Origin of the sequence: Vibrio sp. (assembly GCF_038138445.1) — a bacterium.
Classification (GTDB): domain Bacteria; phylum Pseudomonadota; class Gammaproteobacteria; order Enterobacterales; family Vibrionaceae; genus Vibrio.
In genome coordinates this window covers 25209-44647 of record NZ_JAYQDQ010000017.1, presented here as the reverse complement: position 1 = coordinate 44647, position 19439 = coordinate 25209, and the positions used below count along the sequence as shown (strand labels likewise).

Annotated in this window: 16 protein-coding genes and 1 pseudogene; 2 read left to right on the top strand and 15 right to left on the bottom strand. The window is 42.5% G+C overall.

Features of this window, described 5'->3' with window-relative positions:
- The first annotated feature begins 58 nt into the window (after positions 1 to 58).
- Complete coding sequence (miaE, locus tag AAFM34_RS07145; RefSeq protein WP_341661352.1) at positions 59 to 823, top strand: tRNA isopentenyl-2-thiomethyl-A-37 hydroxylase MiaE; 765 nt, start codon at positions 59 to 61, stop codon at positions 821 to 823.
- Positions 824 to 1015: 192 nt separating this feature from the next.
- Positions 1016 to 1666 (top strand): annotated as a pseudogene (miaE, locus tag AAFM34_RS07140) (tRNA isopentenyl-2-thiomethyl-A-37 hydroxylase MiaE); the annotation flags it as partial.
- Between the two features lie 9 nt (positions 1667 to 1675).
- Here the strand turns inward: miaE (AAFM34_RS07140) and pyrF are convergent.
- The 15 genes from pyrF to AAFM34_RS07065 all read right to left on the bottom strand — a co-directional run bounded on the left by pyrF (position 1676) and on the right by AAFM34_RS07065 (position 19434).
- Positions 1676 to 2374, bottom strand: coding sequence for an orotidine-5'-phosphate decarboxylase (pyrF, locus tag AAFM34_RS07135; RefSeq protein ID WP_341661350.1), 699 nt, complete (start codon positions 2372 to 2374; stop codon positions 1676 to 1678).
- 73 nt (positions 2375 to 2447) lie between these two features.
- A complete protein-coding gene (gene lapB / locus AAFM34_RS07130; RefSeq protein WP_341661348.1) occupies positions 2448 to 3617 on the bottom strand; it encodes a lipopolysaccharide assembly protein LapB in 1170 nt (389 codons plus the stop codon).
- Positions 3618 to 3643: 26 nt separating this feature from the next.
- On the bottom strand, positions 3644 to 3925 hold the full coding sequence (locus AAFM34_RS07125; protein ID WP_341661346.1) for a lipopolysaccharide assembly protein LapA domain-containing protein: 282 nt from the start codon (positions 3923 to 3925) through the stop codon (positions 3644 to 3646).
- Positions 3926 to 4149: 224 nt separating this feature from the next.
- Positions 4150 to 4431 (bottom strand): integration host factor subunit beta, encoded by a 282-nt coding sequence (ihfB, locus tag AAFM34_RS07120; protein WP_341661344.1) that lies wholly within the window; start codon positions 4429 to 4431, stop codon positions 4150 to 4152.
- Positions 4432 to 4641: 210 nt separating this feature from the next.
- Positions 4642 to 6312: a 30S ribosomal protein S1 gene (gene rpsA, locus AAFM34_RS07115; RefSeq protein WP_160929975.1), complete on the bottom strand. Its 1671-nt coding sequence runs from the start codon at positions 6310 to 6312 to the stop codon at positions 4642 to 4644.
- 103 nt (positions 6313 to 6415) lie between these two features.
- Positions 6416 to 7096 carry a (d)CMP kinase gene (cmk, locus tag AAFM34_RS07110; protein ID WP_341661340.1) on the bottom strand — a complete coding sequence of 227 codons (681 nt, stop codon included), beginning with the start codon at positions 7094 to 7096 and terminating at the stop codon, positions 6416 to 6418.
- A gap of 138 nt (positions 7097 to 7234) precedes the next feature.
- The gene (locus AAFM34_RS07105; RefSeq protein WP_341661338.1) at positions 7235 to 7534 is read right to left on the bottom strand and encodes a helix-hairpin-helix domain-containing protein; all 300 of its coding nucleotides are present in this window, start codon (positions 7532 to 7534) and stop codon (positions 7235 to 7237) included.
- 138 nt (positions 7535 to 7672) lie between these two features.
- Positions 7673 to 9532, bottom strand: coding sequence for a peptidylprolyl isomerase (ppiD, locus tag AAFM34_RS07100; protein WP_341661336.1), 1860 nt, complete (start codon positions 9530 to 9532; stop codon positions 7673 to 7675).
- A gap of 205 nt (positions 9533 to 9737) precedes the next feature.
- Positions 9738 to 10031, bottom strand: coding sequence for an HU family DNA-binding protein (locus AAFM34_RS07095; RefSeq protein WP_308218903.1), 294 nt, complete (start codon positions 10029 to 10031; stop codon positions 9738 to 9740).
- A gap of 170 nt (positions 10032 to 10201) precedes the next feature.
- Positions 10202 to 12553, bottom strand: coding sequence for an endopeptidase La (lon, locus tag AAFM34_RS07090; RefSeq protein WP_341661333.1), 2352 nt, complete (start codon positions 12551 to 12553; stop codon positions 10202 to 10204).
- A 136-nt stretch (positions 12554 to 12689) separates the two neighbouring features.
- Positions 12690 to 13973, bottom strand: coding sequence for an ATP-dependent protease ATP-binding subunit ClpX (gene clpX, locus AAFM34_RS07085; RefSeq protein ID WP_114787210.1), 1284 nt, complete (start codon positions 13971 to 13973; stop codon positions 12690 to 12692).
- A 70-nt stretch (positions 13974 to 14043) separates the two neighbouring features.
- Positions 14044 to 14673: an ATP-dependent Clp endopeptidase proteolytic subunit ClpP gene (gene clpP / locus AAFM34_RS07080; protein ID WP_114787209.1), complete on the bottom strand. Its 630-nt coding sequence runs from the start codon at positions 14671 to 14673 to the stop codon at positions 14044 to 14046.
- Between the two features lie 105 nt (positions 14674 to 14778).
- Complete coding sequence (gene tig, locus AAFM34_RS07075) at positions 14779 to 16083, bottom strand: trigger factor (RefSeq protein ID WP_341661330.1); 1305 nt, start codon at positions 16081 to 16083, stop codon at positions 14779 to 14781.
- 582 nt (positions 16084 to 16665) lie between these two features.
- On the bottom strand, positions 16666 to 16899 hold the full coding sequence (locus AAFM34_RS07070) for a DUF2789 domain-containing protein (protein WP_114787207.1): 234 nt from the start codon (positions 16897 to 16899) through the stop codon (positions 16666 to 16668).
- Positions 16900 to 16998: 99 nt separating this feature from the next.
- Positions 16999 to 19434, bottom strand: a complete 2436-nt coding sequence (locus AAFM34_RS07065) for a hypothetical protein (RefSeq protein ID WP_341661326.1) — start codon at positions 19432 to 19434, stop codon at positions 16999 to 17001.
- Between the last annotated feature and the right edge of the window lie 5 nt (positions 19435 to 19439).

Here is a 19439-nt window from a genome sequence, read left to right as displayed (position 1 = left end):
CAAAAAACAACCGTAACATGCTAAAATCTCGCTAAAATAATGACAGCCTAAGACAAAGATGTATCAAGAATTGTTAGCTCCTATAAATAACTTCCTAAAATGCTCAACTCCTGACTCTTGGATTGAAGAAGCTCGTAAGCCAGAGAACCTTTCCGTGATTTTGCGGGATCATTTACTATGCGAGTTGAAAGCTTCGCAGAGTGCCGTTTTCCTTCTTAAGCGCTATGTATTAACCGATGAAGGTAAAGAGCAAATTACTCAATTGGTTGAGCCATATGAGCACTTTGCTTACAAAGGTATTGGCAGCCTTGAAACGCTAAAAGGTAAAAGCAATATTTCTAAATCAATCAAGCCCAAAGATGGCTGTGCCTACGGACAGGATATGATTGATAAAATGGTTCTACTGATTAGAGAAGAGCTACATCACTTCTATCAAGTGTTGGAGATCATTGAAGAGCAAGGCTTAGAATACCGCCCTATTACAGCAAGTCGTTACGCTAAGGGAATGATTAAGCATATCCGTACTTTTGAGCCAGCAGCGCTTATCGATAAGCTGATTATTGGTGCGTTCATTGAAGCTCGCTCTTGTGAACGATTTGCTAAACTCGCACCATTCCTTGATGAGCCAATTCAAAAATTCTACATCTCATTGCTACGCTCAGAAGCACGACACTACCAAGACTACTTGGAACTCGCAGAGCAAATTGCAGGTGAGGATATTTCAGAGCGTATTGAACACTTCGCTAATGTTGAAGCTGAATTAATTACCTCTGACGATTCAGAATTTCGCTTCCATTCTGGCGCACCAAAACTGGCTGCGTAGCATAAAAAAGCAACAATATAGGTAGCAATATGCACGGTAACTCTCTAAAGGCCAAGTCGTGCATATTGCTTTTTTGCCAAAATTTGACTTTTCCAGAAAATCCATATCACACTGTTTTAATTAAAGAATTTAGTTTGATAAAAGTTCATTCTGGTAAGTTTTCTGTCTGTTTTTCGATAGTTTCAATATTCCCATGATTTGCGTGAGCTAAAGGCTGGGCAATCAGCTATGTATCTGATTCGAAGGTATGCCGTAGACAAACAAAGTACCCAAAACTTACTAGATTGGTTTAAGCCTTATGAAGACTTTGCCTACCGAAAAATTGGCAACCTAGAAACGCTCAAAGGTAAAAGCAGTATTTCTAAAGCTATCATTGCAAAGTCAACTTCACCCTATAGCCAAGATCTGATAGATAAAATGGTCATGCTAATCAAAGAAGAGCTGCACCACTTTTACCAAGTACTTGAAATTATGGAGCAGCGCAATATTACTTATGAGCCAGTCCAAGCGAGCCGCTACGCTAAAGGGCTACTTTCTCATATGGCAACTCATGAACCCCAAGCGTTAACCGATAAGCTAATCATTGGTGCCTACATTGAAGCTCGTTCTTGTGAACGCTTTGCCAAACTCGCCCCACATATGGAAGAGGACATTGCAAAGTTTTACATCTCATTACTGCGTTCAGAAGCTCGTCATTACCAAGACTATCTAGCTTTAGCAGAGGACATAGCAGGAGAAGATATCTCGCAAAGGATCGCATATTTTGGTCAATTAGAGGCTGATTTAATTTCCAGCCCCGATAATGACTTTAAATTTCACAGTGGTGCGCCGTTAGTAGGATAAGCAAGAAGCTTAATATCCAAGCGTTCGATTAATCTCTGCCAGAACGTCTGCGGGGTGCTGAGACTGGGTTATAGGGCGACCAATAACCAAATAATCAGACCCCGCCTCTATGGCTTCAACTGGCGTCATAATGCGCTTCTGATCGCCAACATCTGAACCTATAGGACGAATACCAGGCGTTACTAGTTTAAACGACTGACCCAATGTATTTTTGAGCATACGAGATTCTTGTGCAGAACACACTACACCGTCTAAACCTGAATTTTTCGCAAGAGTAGCCAGGCGAACAACATGTTCTTGTGGGGCGACATTAACACCAATACCCAATAAGTCATTTTGCTCCATACTAGTTAACACAGTGACCCCTATTAGCAGTGGACGTTCCTTCCCGTATGGTTCGAGAATATCTCTTGAAGCCTGCATCATGCGCTCGCCACCACTCGCATGCACATTCACCATCCACACTCCAAGTTCCGCAGCAGCACGCACTGCTTTAGAACAAGTGTTCGGTATATCATGAAACTTAAGGTCTAAGAAAACCGAAAAGCCTCTTTGATGCAACTGCTTGACAAAATCAGGACCAAAGAGCGTAAACATCTCCTTACCAACTTTGAGGCGACATGACGCAGGATCAATTCTATCTATAAACTCAAGCGCATCTGCTTGGTTGTCATAATCCAGTGCGACAATTACTTTTTGGTCGATCATTTCATCTCCTACCTAGTTTTTCTTGTTGCTAAAAAAATGCAGCTGACAGAATTACCTGTCAGCTGCATTAGAATCATTCTCCATCCAATCCTCGGATTGGTTTAATCGTCCCCCACCCTTTGCAAGAAGGGCAATGCCAATACATAGAGTGCGTTGAAAATCCGCATTTACGGCATCGGTAATGAGGTTTAATCTTTAATTGTTCGCCCACCAACCTTTGTAAAGTTTGCAGACTGGCCTTAGCCCGTCCCTCTTCGGCTTCGGTTAGATGATAATCCATCAAACGATAAAAACCCTTCATGGTAGGATTCTTAACTAATTGGCGCGTAAGAAGCTCCTGTGCTGAACCTGAACTTTCATGTTGAGCGACCATCTGAGCAAGCATCAGCTCAGCAGATACTCCCGCTTTTGCTGCTATACACTGACGCAAAAAGTCCAATAATTCTTCTTCTTGACCAAGGTGATGGTAACACTCTGCAAGTGTGGGCAAAACTTCACTTACAAAGTCGGTGTCTTGTTCAAGGACCATCTCCATGTACTTGATGGTTTTGGTATAGTCTTCATTTTCCAAGTACAACTTGCCTAGTGCAATACTCGCCCGAACACACTTAGGATCTTCAGATAGGGCCCTTTTAAAGTGCAAAATAGCGCGATTACCGTCACCTTCTGCTTGCTCTTGCATGGCGAGTTCACACCAAAAGTGGGCAATGCTGCTTCGCATCCGCTTACGGCCTAACTTAACCAGTTGAGACGCATATTGAATCGCTTTCGACCATTCCCTTGTTTGCTGATAAATTGCAACCAACTGTTGCAAAGCCGCCTCTTTATGGTCTGGTTCATCAACTAATTGTTCGAAAATTTTCTCTGCGCGGTCGAGAAAACCTGATGCCATATAATCTTTGGCAAGCTGCTGAAGGGCTATGTTTTTTTGCTCGATCGTTAAGCCAGAGCGTGAGATTAGATTTTGGTGAATTCGTATTGCTCGATCAACCTCGCCTCTTGAACGGAACAAGTTACCAAGAGCCAAATGGGTATCAATCGTTTCGTTGTCGACCTGAAGTAATTCGATAAAGTGGTCCACTGCCTTGTCAGATTGATCAGACAAAAGCAGATTCAAACCCGTCACATATTGACGAGAAATCTGATTAGAGTGTTTCTGCTTGTCTTGCTGGGCACTACGATTACCCATATACCAGCCGTATGCTGCGGCTATTGGTAAAAGCAAGAAGAGTATTTCTAACATTGAGTTAAAAGCTTACCTGTAAAACTTTATTCTGCCTTAACCTGTTCAGGTTGATTATCTGGAGGTGATAGTTTCTTCACCTGTTTTTTTAGCTTACGTATCTGCAGTTGGGAACGCAAATGAATACTACCAAACATCACCCAAGCCAACACAAATCCACTAACAAATATCACACCCAAAAGAGTCGAAAGATGGAATTCACCTTGGGCGAGTAAATAGTTGAAGTTGACCACTTCTTGATTTTGAGAACCTAAAGCCAAAGCAATAAGAAACAAGGCCAGCATTATAACAATTTTTACAATTTTCATATCGGATCACCTAGGTGAGTATCTGCCGATATGATTATGCAGTAAATCCCGTAAACAAACCATGCCTATTATGGAATTTCCTCTCTTAATATTCATATATACCGCAAAATTACGGTAATGGCTCTTATGCTCTTCTCAGCTTTAAGAAAGTGTGTCTGATCCGTGATAGCAGAATAAAAAAACGGCATACTTATGTATGCCGTTTTTATGAAATAGAGGGGCATTTAGCCGATATTAACTCGTTCACGCAGTTCTTTACCTGGTTTAAAGTGAGGAACATGTTTTCCATCTAGCTCGACTTTTGCTCCAGTCTTAGGATTACGGCCTACACGAGGCTCACGATAATGAAGAGAAAAACTACCAAATCCACGGATTTCAATTCTATCGCCAGTTTCTAGTGTCGAAGCCATGTGTTCCAAAATGTCTTTCACAGCGTCTTCTATCTCTTTAGCTGAAAGATGGGTTTGCTCGGCGCAGAGCCTTTCTATCAGTTTAGACTTTGTCATAGTTTCCCTCGTAGAGTATTTTATCACTTATTATAGTAAGTAATACCAATTCCAACAAACACTTGGTAACTATTCTAGACATAAAAACGACGCTTTGCTTAGTGAAGAATCGTATTTTTTGAGTCACTTGATGAGATTGGTATTAAAACTATTTTAGCTCAATTGATAAAAAAGGAGCCTTATGGCTCCTTTTTTCATAAAGGAGAGTTATTACTCGCCTTTAGCCGCTTTGAAAGCATCAGCCATTGCATTACCAAACGAAGCTTCATCTGCTTTGTTTAGAGTTGCCATCGCTTCTTGCTCTTCTGCTTCATCTTTCGCTTTAACAGATAGGTTAATTACGCGATTCTTACGGTCTACACCAGTAAACTTCGCTTCAACACTATCGCCAACGCTAAGGATTAGAGAAGCATCTTCTACACGGTCACGAGAAACTTCAGAGGCACGGATATAACCTTCTACACCTTCTTCAAGCTCGATAGTTGCACCTTTAGCATCTACTGCAGTAACAGTACCGTTAACTAGTGCGCCTTTCTTGTTGTCAGCAACATAAGCATTGAATGGGTCATTTTCCATTTGCTTAACGCCTAGAGAGATACGCTCACGCTCTGCATCTACAGCTAGTACTACTGCTGAAATTTCGTCACCCTTCTTGTATTCACGTACTGCTTCTTCACCAGCAACATTCCATGAAATATCAGATAGGTGAACTAGACCATCGATGCCACCGTCTAGACCGATGAAGATACCGAAGTCAGTGATAGACTTGATCTTACCAGTCACTTTATCGCCTTTAGCTTGTGCTTCAGCGAAAGATTGCCAAGGGTTAGCTTTACATTGTTTTAGGCCTAGAGAAATACGACGACGCTCTTCGTCGATCTCAAGAACCATAACTTCAACTTCATCACCAACGTTAACAACTTTAGATGGGTGGATGTTCTTGTTAGTCCAATCCATTTCAGAAACGTGAACTAGACCTTCTACACCTTCTTCGATTTCAACGAAGCACCCGTAGTCTGTTAGGTTAGTTACACGGCCAGATAGCTTGTGACCTTCTGGGTAACGCTTAGCGATTGCAACCCATGGATCTTCACCTAGCTGCTTAAGACCTAGAGAAACGCGAGTACGGTCACGATCGAACTTAAGAACTTTAACTTGGATTTCATCACCAACATTTACGATCTCTGAAGGGTGCTTAACACGCTTCCAAGCCATATCTGTAATGTGTAGAAGACCGTCAACACCACCTAGATCTACGAACGCACCGTAGTCAGTTAGGTTCTTAACGATACCTTTAACTTCCGCACCTTCTTGTAGTGATTCAAGAAGCTCATCACGCTCAACGCTGTTCTCAGATTCAATAACTGCACGACGAGAAACAACAACGTTGTTACGCTTCTGATCAAGTTTGATAACTTTGAACTCTAGCTCTTTGTTTTCTAAATGAGCTGTGTCGCGAATTGGACGAACGTCTACTAGTGAACCTGGTAGGAAAGCACGAATACCGTTTAGTTCAACAGTGAAGCCACCTTTAACTTTACCGTTGATGATACCAACAACAGTTTCAGCTTCTTCGTAAGCTTTCTCAAGAACAATCCACGCTTCGTGACGCTTAGCTTTCTCGCGAGAAAGTTGAGTTTCGCCAAAGCCGTCTTCAACAGCGTCTAGCGCTACGTCTACTTCAGAACCAACTTCAACTTCAAGTTCGCCAGCTGCGTTCTTGAACTGCTCTGCAGGAATTGCAGACTCAGATTTAAGACCAGCATCAACAAGAACAAAACCGTTCTCGATAGCGACTACAGTACCTTTAACAATAGTACCTTGTTGAAATTCAGTTTCATTTAGAAACTCTTCAAAGAGTTGAGCAAAAGATTCAGTCATTTATTTAATCTTCAATAAATTAAACGTCCACGGGTATCCTACCACATGGGGTTATTAGCTTCGCTGATCATCATCCGTGCGACCAACGTCCTTACTTGGCAGTTTATACTGCCAACTTAGATTCGATATATTGTAGCGCTTTTCCTACCACTTCGTCGATACTCATAGTAGTAGAATCAAGCAAGAGCGCATCATCTGCAGGCCGCAATGGCGCCACAGGGCGATTACGATCGCGGTCATCACGCTCTTGTATTTCGCACAAAAGGTCGCCAAATTTAACATTTAAACCTTTATCTTGCAACTGTTTGAGCCTGCGATGTGCGCGTTCTTCAGCGCTCGCATCTAAGAATATCTTGGCTTCAGCGTGCGGAAATACGACCGTGCCCATGTCTCGACCATCAGCAATCAAGCCTTGACCACCTGCAAATGACCTTTGGCGACGAAGTAAAGCTTCGCGAACTCTTGGAAATGCAGCAACTTTCGACGCCGCCATCCCTGTCTCTTCTTTACGTAGCTCACCAGATACGTCTTCTCCCTCAAGAATGACCTTCACTAATTCACCCTCAGCAACAAACTGAACATCTAAGTGAGTAGCTAAGGGAACCAATGCATCCTCTGATTCAAGATCAACACCATGATGGATTGCTGCTAGTGCTAAAACTCGGTAGATAGCGCCCGAATCCAGTAGTTGGAAGCCTAGCTTATTTGCTAACAGCATACAAAGAGTACCTTTACCCGCACCACTTGGTCCATCAACAGTGACGACTGGCGTATGAGACGACATGTATTACTCCACATTAATTGAAAACAACTGCATCAGTGCAGCTCATCATTTGGCGTAAAATTATAGTGGTTATCATCTGGGTGTACCAGAGCTAATAAAAGTAATTCAATAAAAAGGAGCGCTGAGCGCTCCAGTTTCTCACAATTGTATACGAGTTCGGTTTTTATCTACCAGAGAGTCACCTATCCCTTTCACTTGAGCTAAATCTTCCACTTGTTGAAATGGTCCATTTTCATCTCGGTACTCAACGATTGCCTGCGCTTTTTTCAAACCTACTCCACTGAGAAGGGTCGCAAGTTCATCTGCTTGGGCTGTATTAATATTTACGGTGATTTCTATCTGCGAGTATTTTTCATTTACCGGCGAGTTCTGTGAGTACCCAATTGAACTGTAGCAAGCCAACATCACCAAAATAGTCGTCATAAAGTTACGTATCATAGCGCTTTCTCCTTAGATTTAATCGAGCCTTAGATACGATATGTCAAATAAAACAGGACAAAAGGAGCATTTCACTAAATTGAAAAGGGCTGCGCAAGCAGCCCTTCATATCAATATTATCAGTTTCATCTATCAATATTACTGGGTAACCGCATAATACTTGATGTCTGTTGTTTTACGCAGAATACTGATTAGCCCAGATAAATCTTGCTGAGCGTTCATCTGAGTCAGTTGAGTACCAATCTGTTGACTATATTGCTCATCCACATCAGATTTCACCTCAGTCAATTCTACGACAATGATGTCACCATTAAAGTCTTTTGCTTGACCAAATTCAACTTGACCTTGTTCTGGTTTCTTCATTGCAAAGACAACTTCAGCAAGAGGAGAACTGCGATCAATACTTTCTGAATCACCAAATGCAAGACCATTTGTTTTCATTAAATCTTGACTACCTTTCTTAAGTTCAGCAACAAGACTATCAGCCAGCTCAATAGCGCTTTGCTCCCCTTTGACTTTAGATAAAGAGGCGACAACTTGTTCACGAACCTCATCGAGAGGCAAGACTTTCTCTTCACGAGTGTCTTCTACACGAACAACCACCACATGCTCTGGCGCCACTTCGATAACTTCTGAGTTGAGGCCATCCTCTTTGACTTCAGGACTTTGAATCGCTTGAATAACCTCAGGTCCTTTCAATAGTTCAGGAACATCCGACTCAGAGACAAAATCTGTGGTGTGTATCTTCGCATCAATCGTTTTAGCAGCATCATCAAGAGCATCAGGATATTCAAAGGCTACTTTTTCCAGTTTGCTTTGCAATGCATAAAATTGGTCAATCGCTTCTTGATCTTGCAGTTCTTGCTTTATGTCTTCGGCTACTTCTTTATATGGCTTGGTAACTGAGCCCTTGAGTTCATCGAGTTTTATGATGTGGTAACCGAAGTCTGATTTAACCAAACCCGTCACATCGCCCACCTTTTTCAAAGCAAATGCTGCTTTTTCAAAAGCTGGGTCCATGACATCACGCTCTATCCAACCTAAAGAACCGCCTTCTGAAGCACTACCTATATCGTCAGAGCTTTCTTCAGCCAATGTGGCAAAGTCATTACCTGAATTTATCTTATCAAGGATTGCCTGCGCTTTTGCCTTGTCATCGCCTTCAACTAGAATATGGCTTACGCGGCGCTTTTCTTCAGAAGAGTACTTATCTAGGTGTTCTTGATAGTACTCTTCTGCCTGCTGGTCAGAAATCTTAATCGCATTTTTTAATTGCTGAGCAGACAATTCAATGTAAGAAAGTTTGACTTGTTCAGGACGAGTGTATTTGTCTGAGTTTTGCGTGTAGTAATCATTAATTTCGTCTTCAGATAATTCTGCTTTAGCAGCAAAATCTGCAAGAGAAAGAGTAACTTTCTTAATCTCACGCGTTTGAGTCAATAATTTACTTTGAGCTTCAACTTCACCCTCAAGAGAAAAGTCGCTACCCTGAATGGCGCTCAGTAATTGGTTTCTTACTAAGTCACGACGTAAATATTCAGCAAAACTATCAGGACTGAATCCGGCACGGCGTAAAGTGGCTTGATACACCTCCTGATCGAACTTGCCGTCGACCTGAAATTGCGGCATATCTACAATCATGTTTCTAACTTGTTGGTCACTGACACGTAAACCTAGCGATTGAGCATGCTGTTCAAGAAGTAGGTCATTGACCATACGATCGAGTACAGACTTACGGAAAGACGCAACATAACTAGGATCTGCTAACAGATTTGAGAAATAGTCGCCAAGCTGAGCTTGCATGCGGTTTCTCTCATTTTGGTAAGCTTGTTCAAACTCACCACGACCAATTTCTGCATTACCGACTTTCGCAGCAGAGTTGTTGCCGCCACCTACGATATAACTGCCTACACCAGCAAACACAAAAGATAGGATAATAACCCCAAGGATAATTTTAACCGCGATGCTGCTTGAGCCCTCGCGTAATCGATCCATCATAATTTAAACACTCTCCACGTGCAGTCCGTTTTAGTTCGATGACAAACTATCACGACATACGTTACAAATAAAAATCAGATAGCGCGATGATATCAGAAAAAGAAATGCGCATCAGTATGATGCGCATATTTTAAAAAGGTTCGATAGAACTGCCGATATTGGCTATTTTTCAACTAATAATCTGCCTTAAACCAACCAGCAGGCTTTAGTTACAAGAATCCTTCAGCGCTTTACCTGCTTTGAAAGCGGGTACGTTCGCCGCTGCAATTTTAATTTCTTCACCAGTCTTTGGGTTACGACCAGTACGTGCAGCTCGAGTGCGTACACTGAACGTACCAAAACCCACCAAAGCGACCTGATCACCTGACTGAAGTGTATCGCCCACTGCTTCTATAAATGCGTCTAGAGCGCGACCTGCTGACGCTTTTGAAAGGTCAGCGTTCTGTGCAATTTTTTCTACTAATTGTGTTTTATTCACTGTAATTCCCCTTTGCGCCACCAATGGTAATTTTTAAAGGCAGCTTTCGTTCCATTCCAATTTAAAACTAACCTCAACCCTTACCCAACAAGGCCTGAGGCTATGTGGGTAACGTTAGCTCTCAAAAAAAAAGCTGACAAGCCTTTTTGTGCTTATCAGCCTAATCTTTTATTTATTTTTGCTGCACATCACTATTTTACAGCAGCAATTTCGACACCTGACGGGTCTTTTTCTAGCGCGACCTTAAGAACATCATCAATCCATTGCACAGGTACAACCCTAAGATCAGCAATGACGTTATCTGGGATTTCTTCCAAATCGCGCTCATTATCTTTAGGTATAAGGACTGTTTTTATGCCCCCTCTATGCGCTGCTAGAAGCTTTTCTTTTAAACCACCAATAGGTAAGACTTCGCCCCTAAGAGTGATTTCGCCTGTCATCGCTACATCGGCTTTCACAGGATTTCCTGTCAGGCTAGAAACTAGCGCAGTACACATAGCAATACCTGCACTTGGACCATCTTTCGGTGTTGCACCTTCAGGTACATGAACATGGATATCACGTTTCTCATAGAAGTCCGTATTAATGCCTAGTCTATTAGCTCGCGAGCGAACAACCGTCATTGCGGCCTGTATAGACTCCTGCATAACGTCCCCTAAAGAGCCCGTTTGAGTCAGCTTTCCTTTGCCTGGCATTGCTTCTGTTTCAATCGTTAGTAGATCACCACCAACTTCTGTCCAAGCAAGCCCTGTCACTTGTCCGATACGATTACTGTCATCAGCTTTTCCAAAGTCATGACGTTGAACACCTAAATAATCCTTTAGGTTCTCCATGGTCACTATGACGGTTTTCAAACTAGTATCGAGCAAAATATTTTTCACTGCTTTACGGCAAATTTTTGAAATTTCACGCTCTAAGTTACGCACACCCGCTTCACGAGTGTAGTAGCGGATGATTCCAATAATAGCCGAATCGGCGATTTCAAGCTCACTTGGCTTAAGGCCATTACGTTTGATCTGCTTATCGACAAGGTGACGCTTAGCGATATTAAGCTTTTCATCTTCTGTATAACCAGACAAACGAATCACTTCCATACGATCTAACAGAGGCCCTGGAATATTCATTGAGTTAGAGGTTGCCACAAACATCACATCCGATAGGTCATAATCGACTTCAAGATAATGATCGTTGAATGCATTGTTCTGCTCGGGGTCAAGCACTTCAAGTAGTGCTGATGACGGATCTCCACGCATATCCGAAGACATCTTATCGATTTCATCGAGTAGAAACAGTGGGTTTTTCACCCCAACTTTTGACATCTTCTGGATGAGCTTACCCGGCATTGAGCCAATGTAAGTTCTACGGTGGCCACGTATCTCAGCTTCGTCGCGTACTCCACCTAACGCCATACGTGTGTACTTACGACCTGTTGCAGCAGCAATAGAGCGTCCTAGAGAAGTTTTCCCCACTCCTGGAGGCCCAACCAAACACAGAATTGGTCCTTTTAGCTTATTGATGCGGTTTTGCACGGCGAGGTACTCAAGAATACGTTCTTTTACTCGTTCTAGACCATAATGATCTTCGTTTAAAACATCTTCAGCCTTAGCCAGATTCTTTTTCACTTTCGAACGTTTGAACCAAGGAACTCCCAGCATCCAGTCAATGTAACCACGTACTACTGTCGCTTCAGCAGACATTGGAGACATCATCTTAAGCTTTTGCAATTCTTGCTCAGTTTTCTCTCTAGCTTCCTGAGGCATTTTTGAGTCAATGATTTTTTGTTTGAGTGTCTCAAACTCATCAACACCATCCTCTGTTTCACCAAGTTCCTTCTGGATGGCCTTCATTTGCTCATTGAGGTAGTACTCTCGTTGAGATTTCTCCATCTGCTTTTTCACCCGAGTTCGGATGCGTTTTTCAACTTGCAGTAAGTCAATCTCAGATTCCATCTGCCCCATTAAAAACTCTAAACGTTCTGTAATATCAAGAGTTTCTAGAACAATTTGTTTATCCGAAAGTTTGAGAGGCATATGGGCTGCAATGGTATCAGCAAGACGAGCTGCTTCATCAATACCATTGAGTGATGTCAACACTTCTGGAGGGATCTTTTTATTCAGTTTAATAAAGCCTTCAAACTGATTGATCGCGCTACGAACAATGACCTCTTCTTCCCGCTCATCAAGTTCAGACGTCATTAAATATTGCGCATCTGCTGTAAAGAATTCTTCCTCAGCAAATTTGTGTATTTTTGCGCGTTGCTGGCCTTCAACCAACACCTTAACGGTTCCGTCAGGGAGTTTGAGTAATTGAAGAATGGTCGCAACCGTACCAACACTAAATAAATCATCTTTAGTTGGTTCATCGGTTTCAGCTTGTTTTTGTGCAACCAGCAGTATTTGCTTGTTGTTATCCATCGCAGCTTCTAGGCAAGCGATTGACTTTTCACGTCCAACAAACAAAGGAATTACCATGTGCGGGTAAACGACTACGTCTCTTAGAGGTAGTACAGGGATCTCGATACGTTCGGAACGTTCCAAGTTCATATTCTTCTTCTTCTCTCTTCCGCTTAGTCTTATGAGGATTATATGGGGGCTAATTGGTTGGATTCAACGAAAGAACAAAAAAAAGGAGGTAAATCACTACCTCCTCAATTTAATCCTAAATTTATGTGAATCTCACTTAAGATTCTGCACCTGCTGCTTGATTGTCAGCGTTGCTGTAAATAAGCAAAGGCTCAGACTCACCATTGATAACTGACTCATCAATAACGACTTTACTTACTTCAGTCATTGATGGCAGTTCATACATGGTTTCAAGTAAAACCCCTTCCAAGATAGAACGCAAACCGCGCGCACCTGTTTTACGCTCCATAGCTTTTTTCGCTATCGCACGCAGTGCATCTTCACGGAACTCTAACTCAGAATCTTCTAACTCAAACAATGCTGCGTATTGTTTCGTTAGTGCATTTTTAGGTTCACACAAGATTTGGATAAGTGCTTCTTCATCCAGCTCTGTCAGCGTTGTAGTCACTGGTAAACGGCCGATAAACTCTGGTATTAAGCCATATTTAACCAAATCTTCTGGCTCGACTTGAGTGAAGAGCTCACCAACGGTCTTAGTTTCGTCTTTAGAACGGACTTCAGCACCAAAGCCAATACCCGTCCCCGTAGCAACACGCTGTTCAATCACTTTATCTAAACCGGCAAATGCGCCGCCGCAGATGAAGAGGATCTTAGAGGTGTCTACTTGAAGAAACTCTTGCTGAGGATGCTTACGACCACCCTGAGGTGGAACAGAAGCTACCGTTCCCTCGATCAATTTTAGTAATGCTTGCTGAACGCCTTCCCCAGAAACATCTCGGGTAATTGAAGGATTTTCAGCTTTGCGTGAAATTTTATCGATTTCATCAATATAGACAATGCCGCGCTCGGCTTTAGCTACGTCGTAATCACACTTTTGCAGCAGTTTTTGGATGATGTTTTCTACATCTTCACCAACATAACCTGCTTCAGTAAGCGTTGTAGCATCAGCCATGGTAAACGGTACATCAAGGAAACGAGCTAGCGTTTCGGCCAGCAGAGTCTTACCGCTACCAGTTGGGCCAATGAGAAGAATATTACTCTTACCGAGTTCTACTCCTTCACTGGTCGTATCTCCATTACGTAAACGCTTATAGTGGTTATATACGGCCACTGCAAGCACTTTCTTAGCGTAATCTTGGCCAATCACATAATCATCAAGATGGTCACGAATTTCCCTCGGCACAGGCAGTGCTTCAGACTGTTTCTTCGGTAACACATCTTTAATTTCTTCTCGGATGATATCGTTACACAAGTCAACACATTCGTCACAGATGTATACGGATGGGCCGGCGATTAGCTTGCGAACTTCGTGCTGGCTTTTGCCGCAGAAAGAACAGTAAAGAAGTTTACTACTACCGCTCTCTTTGCTTTTATCTGTCATTCGCTAACCTCTTAGCCTTTACTCATTATGATTTGAGTGTATATCAATTATAGCCAAAATGCTCTGGCAATTATTGTTCGCTGCGATGAGTCAGTACAGCGTCAACCAAACCGTAATCAACAGCTTGATCTGCTGCCATAAAGTTATCTCGGTCGGTATCACGTTCAATGATATCAAGAGGCTGACCTGTATGCTCGGCAAGCAACTTGTTGAGCTTTTGCTTGATGGTCAGTATCTCTTGAGCATGGATCTGAATATCTGATGCCTGCCCTTGGAAACCACCAAGTGGCTGGTGAATCATTACCCGTGAATTAGGCAGTACATAACGCTTGCCAGGTGCGCCACCTGCAAGCAAAAACGCCCCCATAGAACATGCTTGTCCCATACATACAGTGCTCACATTTGGCTTGATAAACTGCATAGTGTCATAGATAGACATACCAGCTGTAACACTACCACCAGGCGAGTTGATGTAGAGGAAAATATCTTTATCAGGATTTTCTGATTCTAAGAAAAGTAACTGCGCCACCACAAGGTTTGCCATGTGGTCTTCTACTTGACCCGTTAGGAAAATCACACGCTCTTTTAGCAAGCGAGAATAAATATCGTAAGAGCGCTCACCACGAGAGGTCTGTTCGACCACCATGGGTACCAGTGCGTCTAGAATGGGTGACATTGCATTTTTTTCTTGGTAGCTCATATTGTTATGTCCCTAAAATAAATGGTCCGGATGATAAATACCACACGGACCATTGTTAGCAGAAGAGTTAACGTTCCGTCAACCTTATAGGCAATATATTGCTTATTAAGCTGGCTGCTGTTGGTTCATTAGCTCGTTAAAGCTCACCGCTTTCTCAGATACCTGAGCTTTAGAGATAATGGCATCAATAGCTTGCTCTTCAAGAGCTACATTGCGCATGTTATCCATCATCTGAGTGTTCTGCTCGTAGTAAGCAATCACTTCTGAAGGGTCTTCGTAAGCTGTTGCCATTTCTTCGATCAGTGCTTTCACTTTGTCGTCGTCAGCTTTTAGCTCTTCAGACTTGATCACTTCACCAAGAAGTAGACCAACCATAACACGACGCTTAGCTTGCTCTTCAAACAGCTCGCGTGGAAGCTGGGCTGCTGCATCAGGGTTACCGCCAAAACGCTGGGCTGCTTGCTGACGTAAAGTGCCAATTTCTTGGTCAATCAAAGCTGCTGGCACTTGGATTTCGTTTTCTTGAACTAGACCTTCTAGAGCTTGCTCTTTGATACGATTTTTAACCGCTTGCTTAAGCTCACGCTCCATGTTCTTGCGTACTTCAGCTTTCAGTGCGTCAATGCCACCCTCAGAAACACCGAACTTAGCAACAAACTCATCATCAACTTTAGGAAGTTCACGACCTTCAACTTTAATAACTTTGATAGCAAACTTAGCCGCTTTACCTTTCAAGTTTTCAGCGTGGTAGTCTTCAGGGAAAGTCACATCGATTTCGAATTCCATACCCGCAGTTTTACCTGTGATACCATCTTCAAAACCAGGGATCATACGACCTGCGCCCATTTCTAGTGGGAAGTTCTCAGCTTTACCACCTTCGAACTCTTCACCGTCGATAGAACCAACAAAGTCGATAGTCGCGCGCTTACCTTCTTCAGCCGCTTCTTCAACTTCAACCCAAGCAGCTTGCTGCTTACGAAGAGTTTCAATCATTTCTTCAACATCTGAGTCTTGAACTTCTGTGGTTGGTTTTTCAACTGAAATATTTTCTAGACCTTTCAGTTCAACCTCTGGGTAAACTTCGAAAGTTGCGTTGAAAACAAGATCTTCACCTTCTTTATTTTCTACAGGTGCGAACGCAGGTGCACCCGCTGGGTTGATCTTTTCTTTAACAATCGCTTCGATAAAGTGACGCTGCATCACTTCACCCATCACGTCTTGACGTACCGCTTTGCCGTACATCTTAGCAACCATTTTCAATGGCACTTTACCTTTACGGAAACCATCGAAACGACGGTTTTTAGCGATGTTGCGCAGTTCAGCTGTCACAGCATCTTCGATGTTGGCAGCTGGAACAGTAATGTTAAGACGGCGCTCTAGGCCTTCTAGCGTTTCAACAGTAACTTGCATTATTCATTAACCTCAAAACTGGCTCAGAATTGAAACTGAGCATATGAACCCAGTAAAAAGTTCATCTTTATTGGTACTCAAAGAGCACTACTTGTAAATCGAGAATCGATAACTAAACGAGTCAGTCACCGGACTAATTAGTGATATCTTTATCGACTTAATCTCAAAAGCTATCTCCGATTAGCCTCAGGATAAAATTCAGACGCCGCATTCTACCGACCTGTTCGGTCACTGTCGAGCCTATACCCAACATCACTTCGCCTTCTGACCTAAAAACTCCACTAACCGCTAAAAAAAACGTCAATCAATCAGACAACAGTATTTGAAATGGGGCCTTTAATCACGTTTTCAAGTCAGAGACAATTATTTTCTTAAAGAAGTGGTAAAACACGATCTAAGTCGGATTTTTCATCTTAAGAGTTAATATGAACAATCAGGAGCAATTCGCAGAAGTTTAGGGGTTAACATCCAAAACTGGCACAGAAAAGCGCATAGAAAGATATAAAAAAGGCTTACTACACAACCTAGTAAGCCTAAAATGATTTGGACAAAGCAAGTCCTTGGCTAGCTTGTAAACAGAGCCTAGCCTCTTAGCATGGCGTCAAGCTGGTCAACAAGCTCAGCCCAGTCGGCATCTTCATCTATGGCCTGTTTTAAAAAAGCCGCCTGAGAAGGAGACCAAAAAAAAGCTTCATGAAGTACGGTGCCAACCACCAAACCGCTGTGTGTTTTTACAAACTCACGTATGTTGTCATCTGAGCTCTCGAGTCCAAGCTGCATAAACAAATCGGGCATCGAGTGCTGGTGCATTTCCATATCCGCCTCACTCAATATATTGACTAAAAATAAGGCGACGTTTCCGCCGCCTGTAGTGTTATTATAGATCAATTGAGTGAATGCTAAGTCGCACTGTGGTTAATCACTTAAAGTCAGTGGGCTATTTCCCGTCTTTAAGGCTGACAACGTTACAAGGTCTGAATCTATATTTTTAAGTTCTTTACCATCATTCGATAGAAAATCCACCACTAATTTTCGCATTGACTCTGTATTGGCGTATTGCTTCATTACACATTGTAAGTCAAAACCACTTTCTGCATCGCCCACAACATTTAGACACCTCTTCCCAATGTCGGGAATTAACAGTGATTTATGATCTCCTGTTGCATACTCGGCGAAGCGGCTATTAACACTAACATCTGGACCTTCTAGAACACTGCGTAAACCTTCCGTCCCAACAAAATCACTTGTTGGTATAGGTAATGTGGAGCCTGAACCATTGTTAGGCACAGTTTTATCATCCTTTACTTGAATCAGAAGAGTCGGCAAGTCTTTCGGATAAAGACCTGCACTAACCACTGAATGAGGATCCACGGTATCAATTAAGGTTTGAGCAATAATTTTATATGGTACAAGTTTTTTCTCAATCAACTTAGCAGCTTCTTTGTTTGCAGTTGCAAAATGATTATAACATTTTCCTTCTTTAAGGGGAGTAGGCTTCTCCTTCTCACAGACACCACTAACATAACCTTGATAATCAGGATTTGATTGATTTAACTTGTGCTTGATAAGGGGGCCAAACGTTTCTGAAGCAAATAACAATTCAGCAATATGCCCACCCGATTTGGCAAATACCGCCGAGCTAAACTGATATTCTGAGGCACCTGTATTATTGGCAATAGCCATCGCCGTATTACCTAAAATGCCGCCCAGTGAGTGGCCGAGGAACTTAATGCTGGCAGACTCAAGTTTTAGAGCGCTGTCGGTATTAACATTATCGCCCGAACTAAGGGCTACTCCATCAGGCAATATGTCAAGATACTGTCCTTCCAAAGCTAAACGCAGGCCAAGAATATCAAGAACACTTTGCCGCATATTATCTCTGGCTACGGGTAATGCCGCTAGATTAAGGTAAGGCGTAGCATCATCCGTATGCGCTTTCACCGCGCCATTAACCATTCTTTCGCCATGAATAGGGTGGTCAATAGCAATAACCGCTAATCCTTTAGCAACGAGGTCAGCAGCAAAAGAGTACGCATCCTCTTTTATCGAGGTAACCCCATGCTGATAAATAACTAAGCCTTTAGGTTTATCTTCATCGAGCTCACTATACTTTGGCGTAAATAAAATAAATTCCACATCTTGCAATGATTTTATTTTAGGAATCGGACTATAGCGAGTAACCGCTGAAGCCTCTGGATTGGCGGGCTCAAAAGGTGTGGTGTCGAACTTAGCACCCGTTTCCAAAAAGTAAGGCAGCTTGACTGTACCTTTAGTGACATTAACTCGCTCTAGGTCTGTAGTAGAACCGGTGCGGTCATAATAATTTTTAAATACAGCTTTGAACAACTCTCCTAAATGAGGTTTATCAACCTCTTTGGAATCAGATGCAGTACTGGTCTCCTCAGTCGTGACTGCATTAACTTCATTATTCGTATCTGAATTACCCTCTCTAGCAGGATTTTTAAAAGCCTCTACAGCTTCCAACCCAACACTAAATGGTTGCACATTCTTACCATCACTATCTCCTGTTAGCGTCAGTGAGTAAGCATCTGTGAGATCTAAATTATCTGGGTTAGGTCTAAAGTTAGCATTGTTCGCAGTTTTTAACTTTAACAGCTCTTTCGCGGTTTCAGTCATCACATCGCCAACTGAGCCAGTGGTAAAAGTAGAAGAGTACACCATGGTTTTAGGATCAATGCCGAACTTCTCAGCGATCGCTTTTTGACCTTTAAGCATGGCTTGCAAATAGCCTAACTTACCGTCATTGTAGGGGTGAGAATTCAGCCCAGCATAAGACCTAGACATACCAATCGGCTCGTTTTGTACATCTTTGATTTGATTGGTTAGTACCAACACATAGTTCGTACTGGGTTTAAAAGGCTTAAGCGGAATGACGATAATTTTATCATCCAAAGTTGAAGCTACGAAATCAACGCCATAAGTTAGCTTACTAGAAGTGTTAACATTAAATAGACTGGCTCCCTCTGCGATCTGTCCTAGGTCGTCACCAAATCCTCTGCCATCAACAGAAATATAGAGTGGCATAGATGTAGAAAACCCATCGGCATAGCCAAGAGCAAATCGAGGATCGCTAATATCGCTATTCTCTCTCTCTTCGTCAGATAAAAAATTTAACCTACCTGTATTTGGATCAAAAAACAGATTATTGTTTAGAGGCACAGATGGCTTATTGGGATCAAGGTTCATCTTAACCGTGGTACTATGAGATAACGATTCAGCGATATACGCCTCTGGCCCTGTTCCAGAGCTGCCTTTGTCATCACCACAAGCGGTTAGAGCAGCTGTCGCCAACAGCACAGCCAAGCTAAGAATATGTTTCTTACTTATCATTCCAC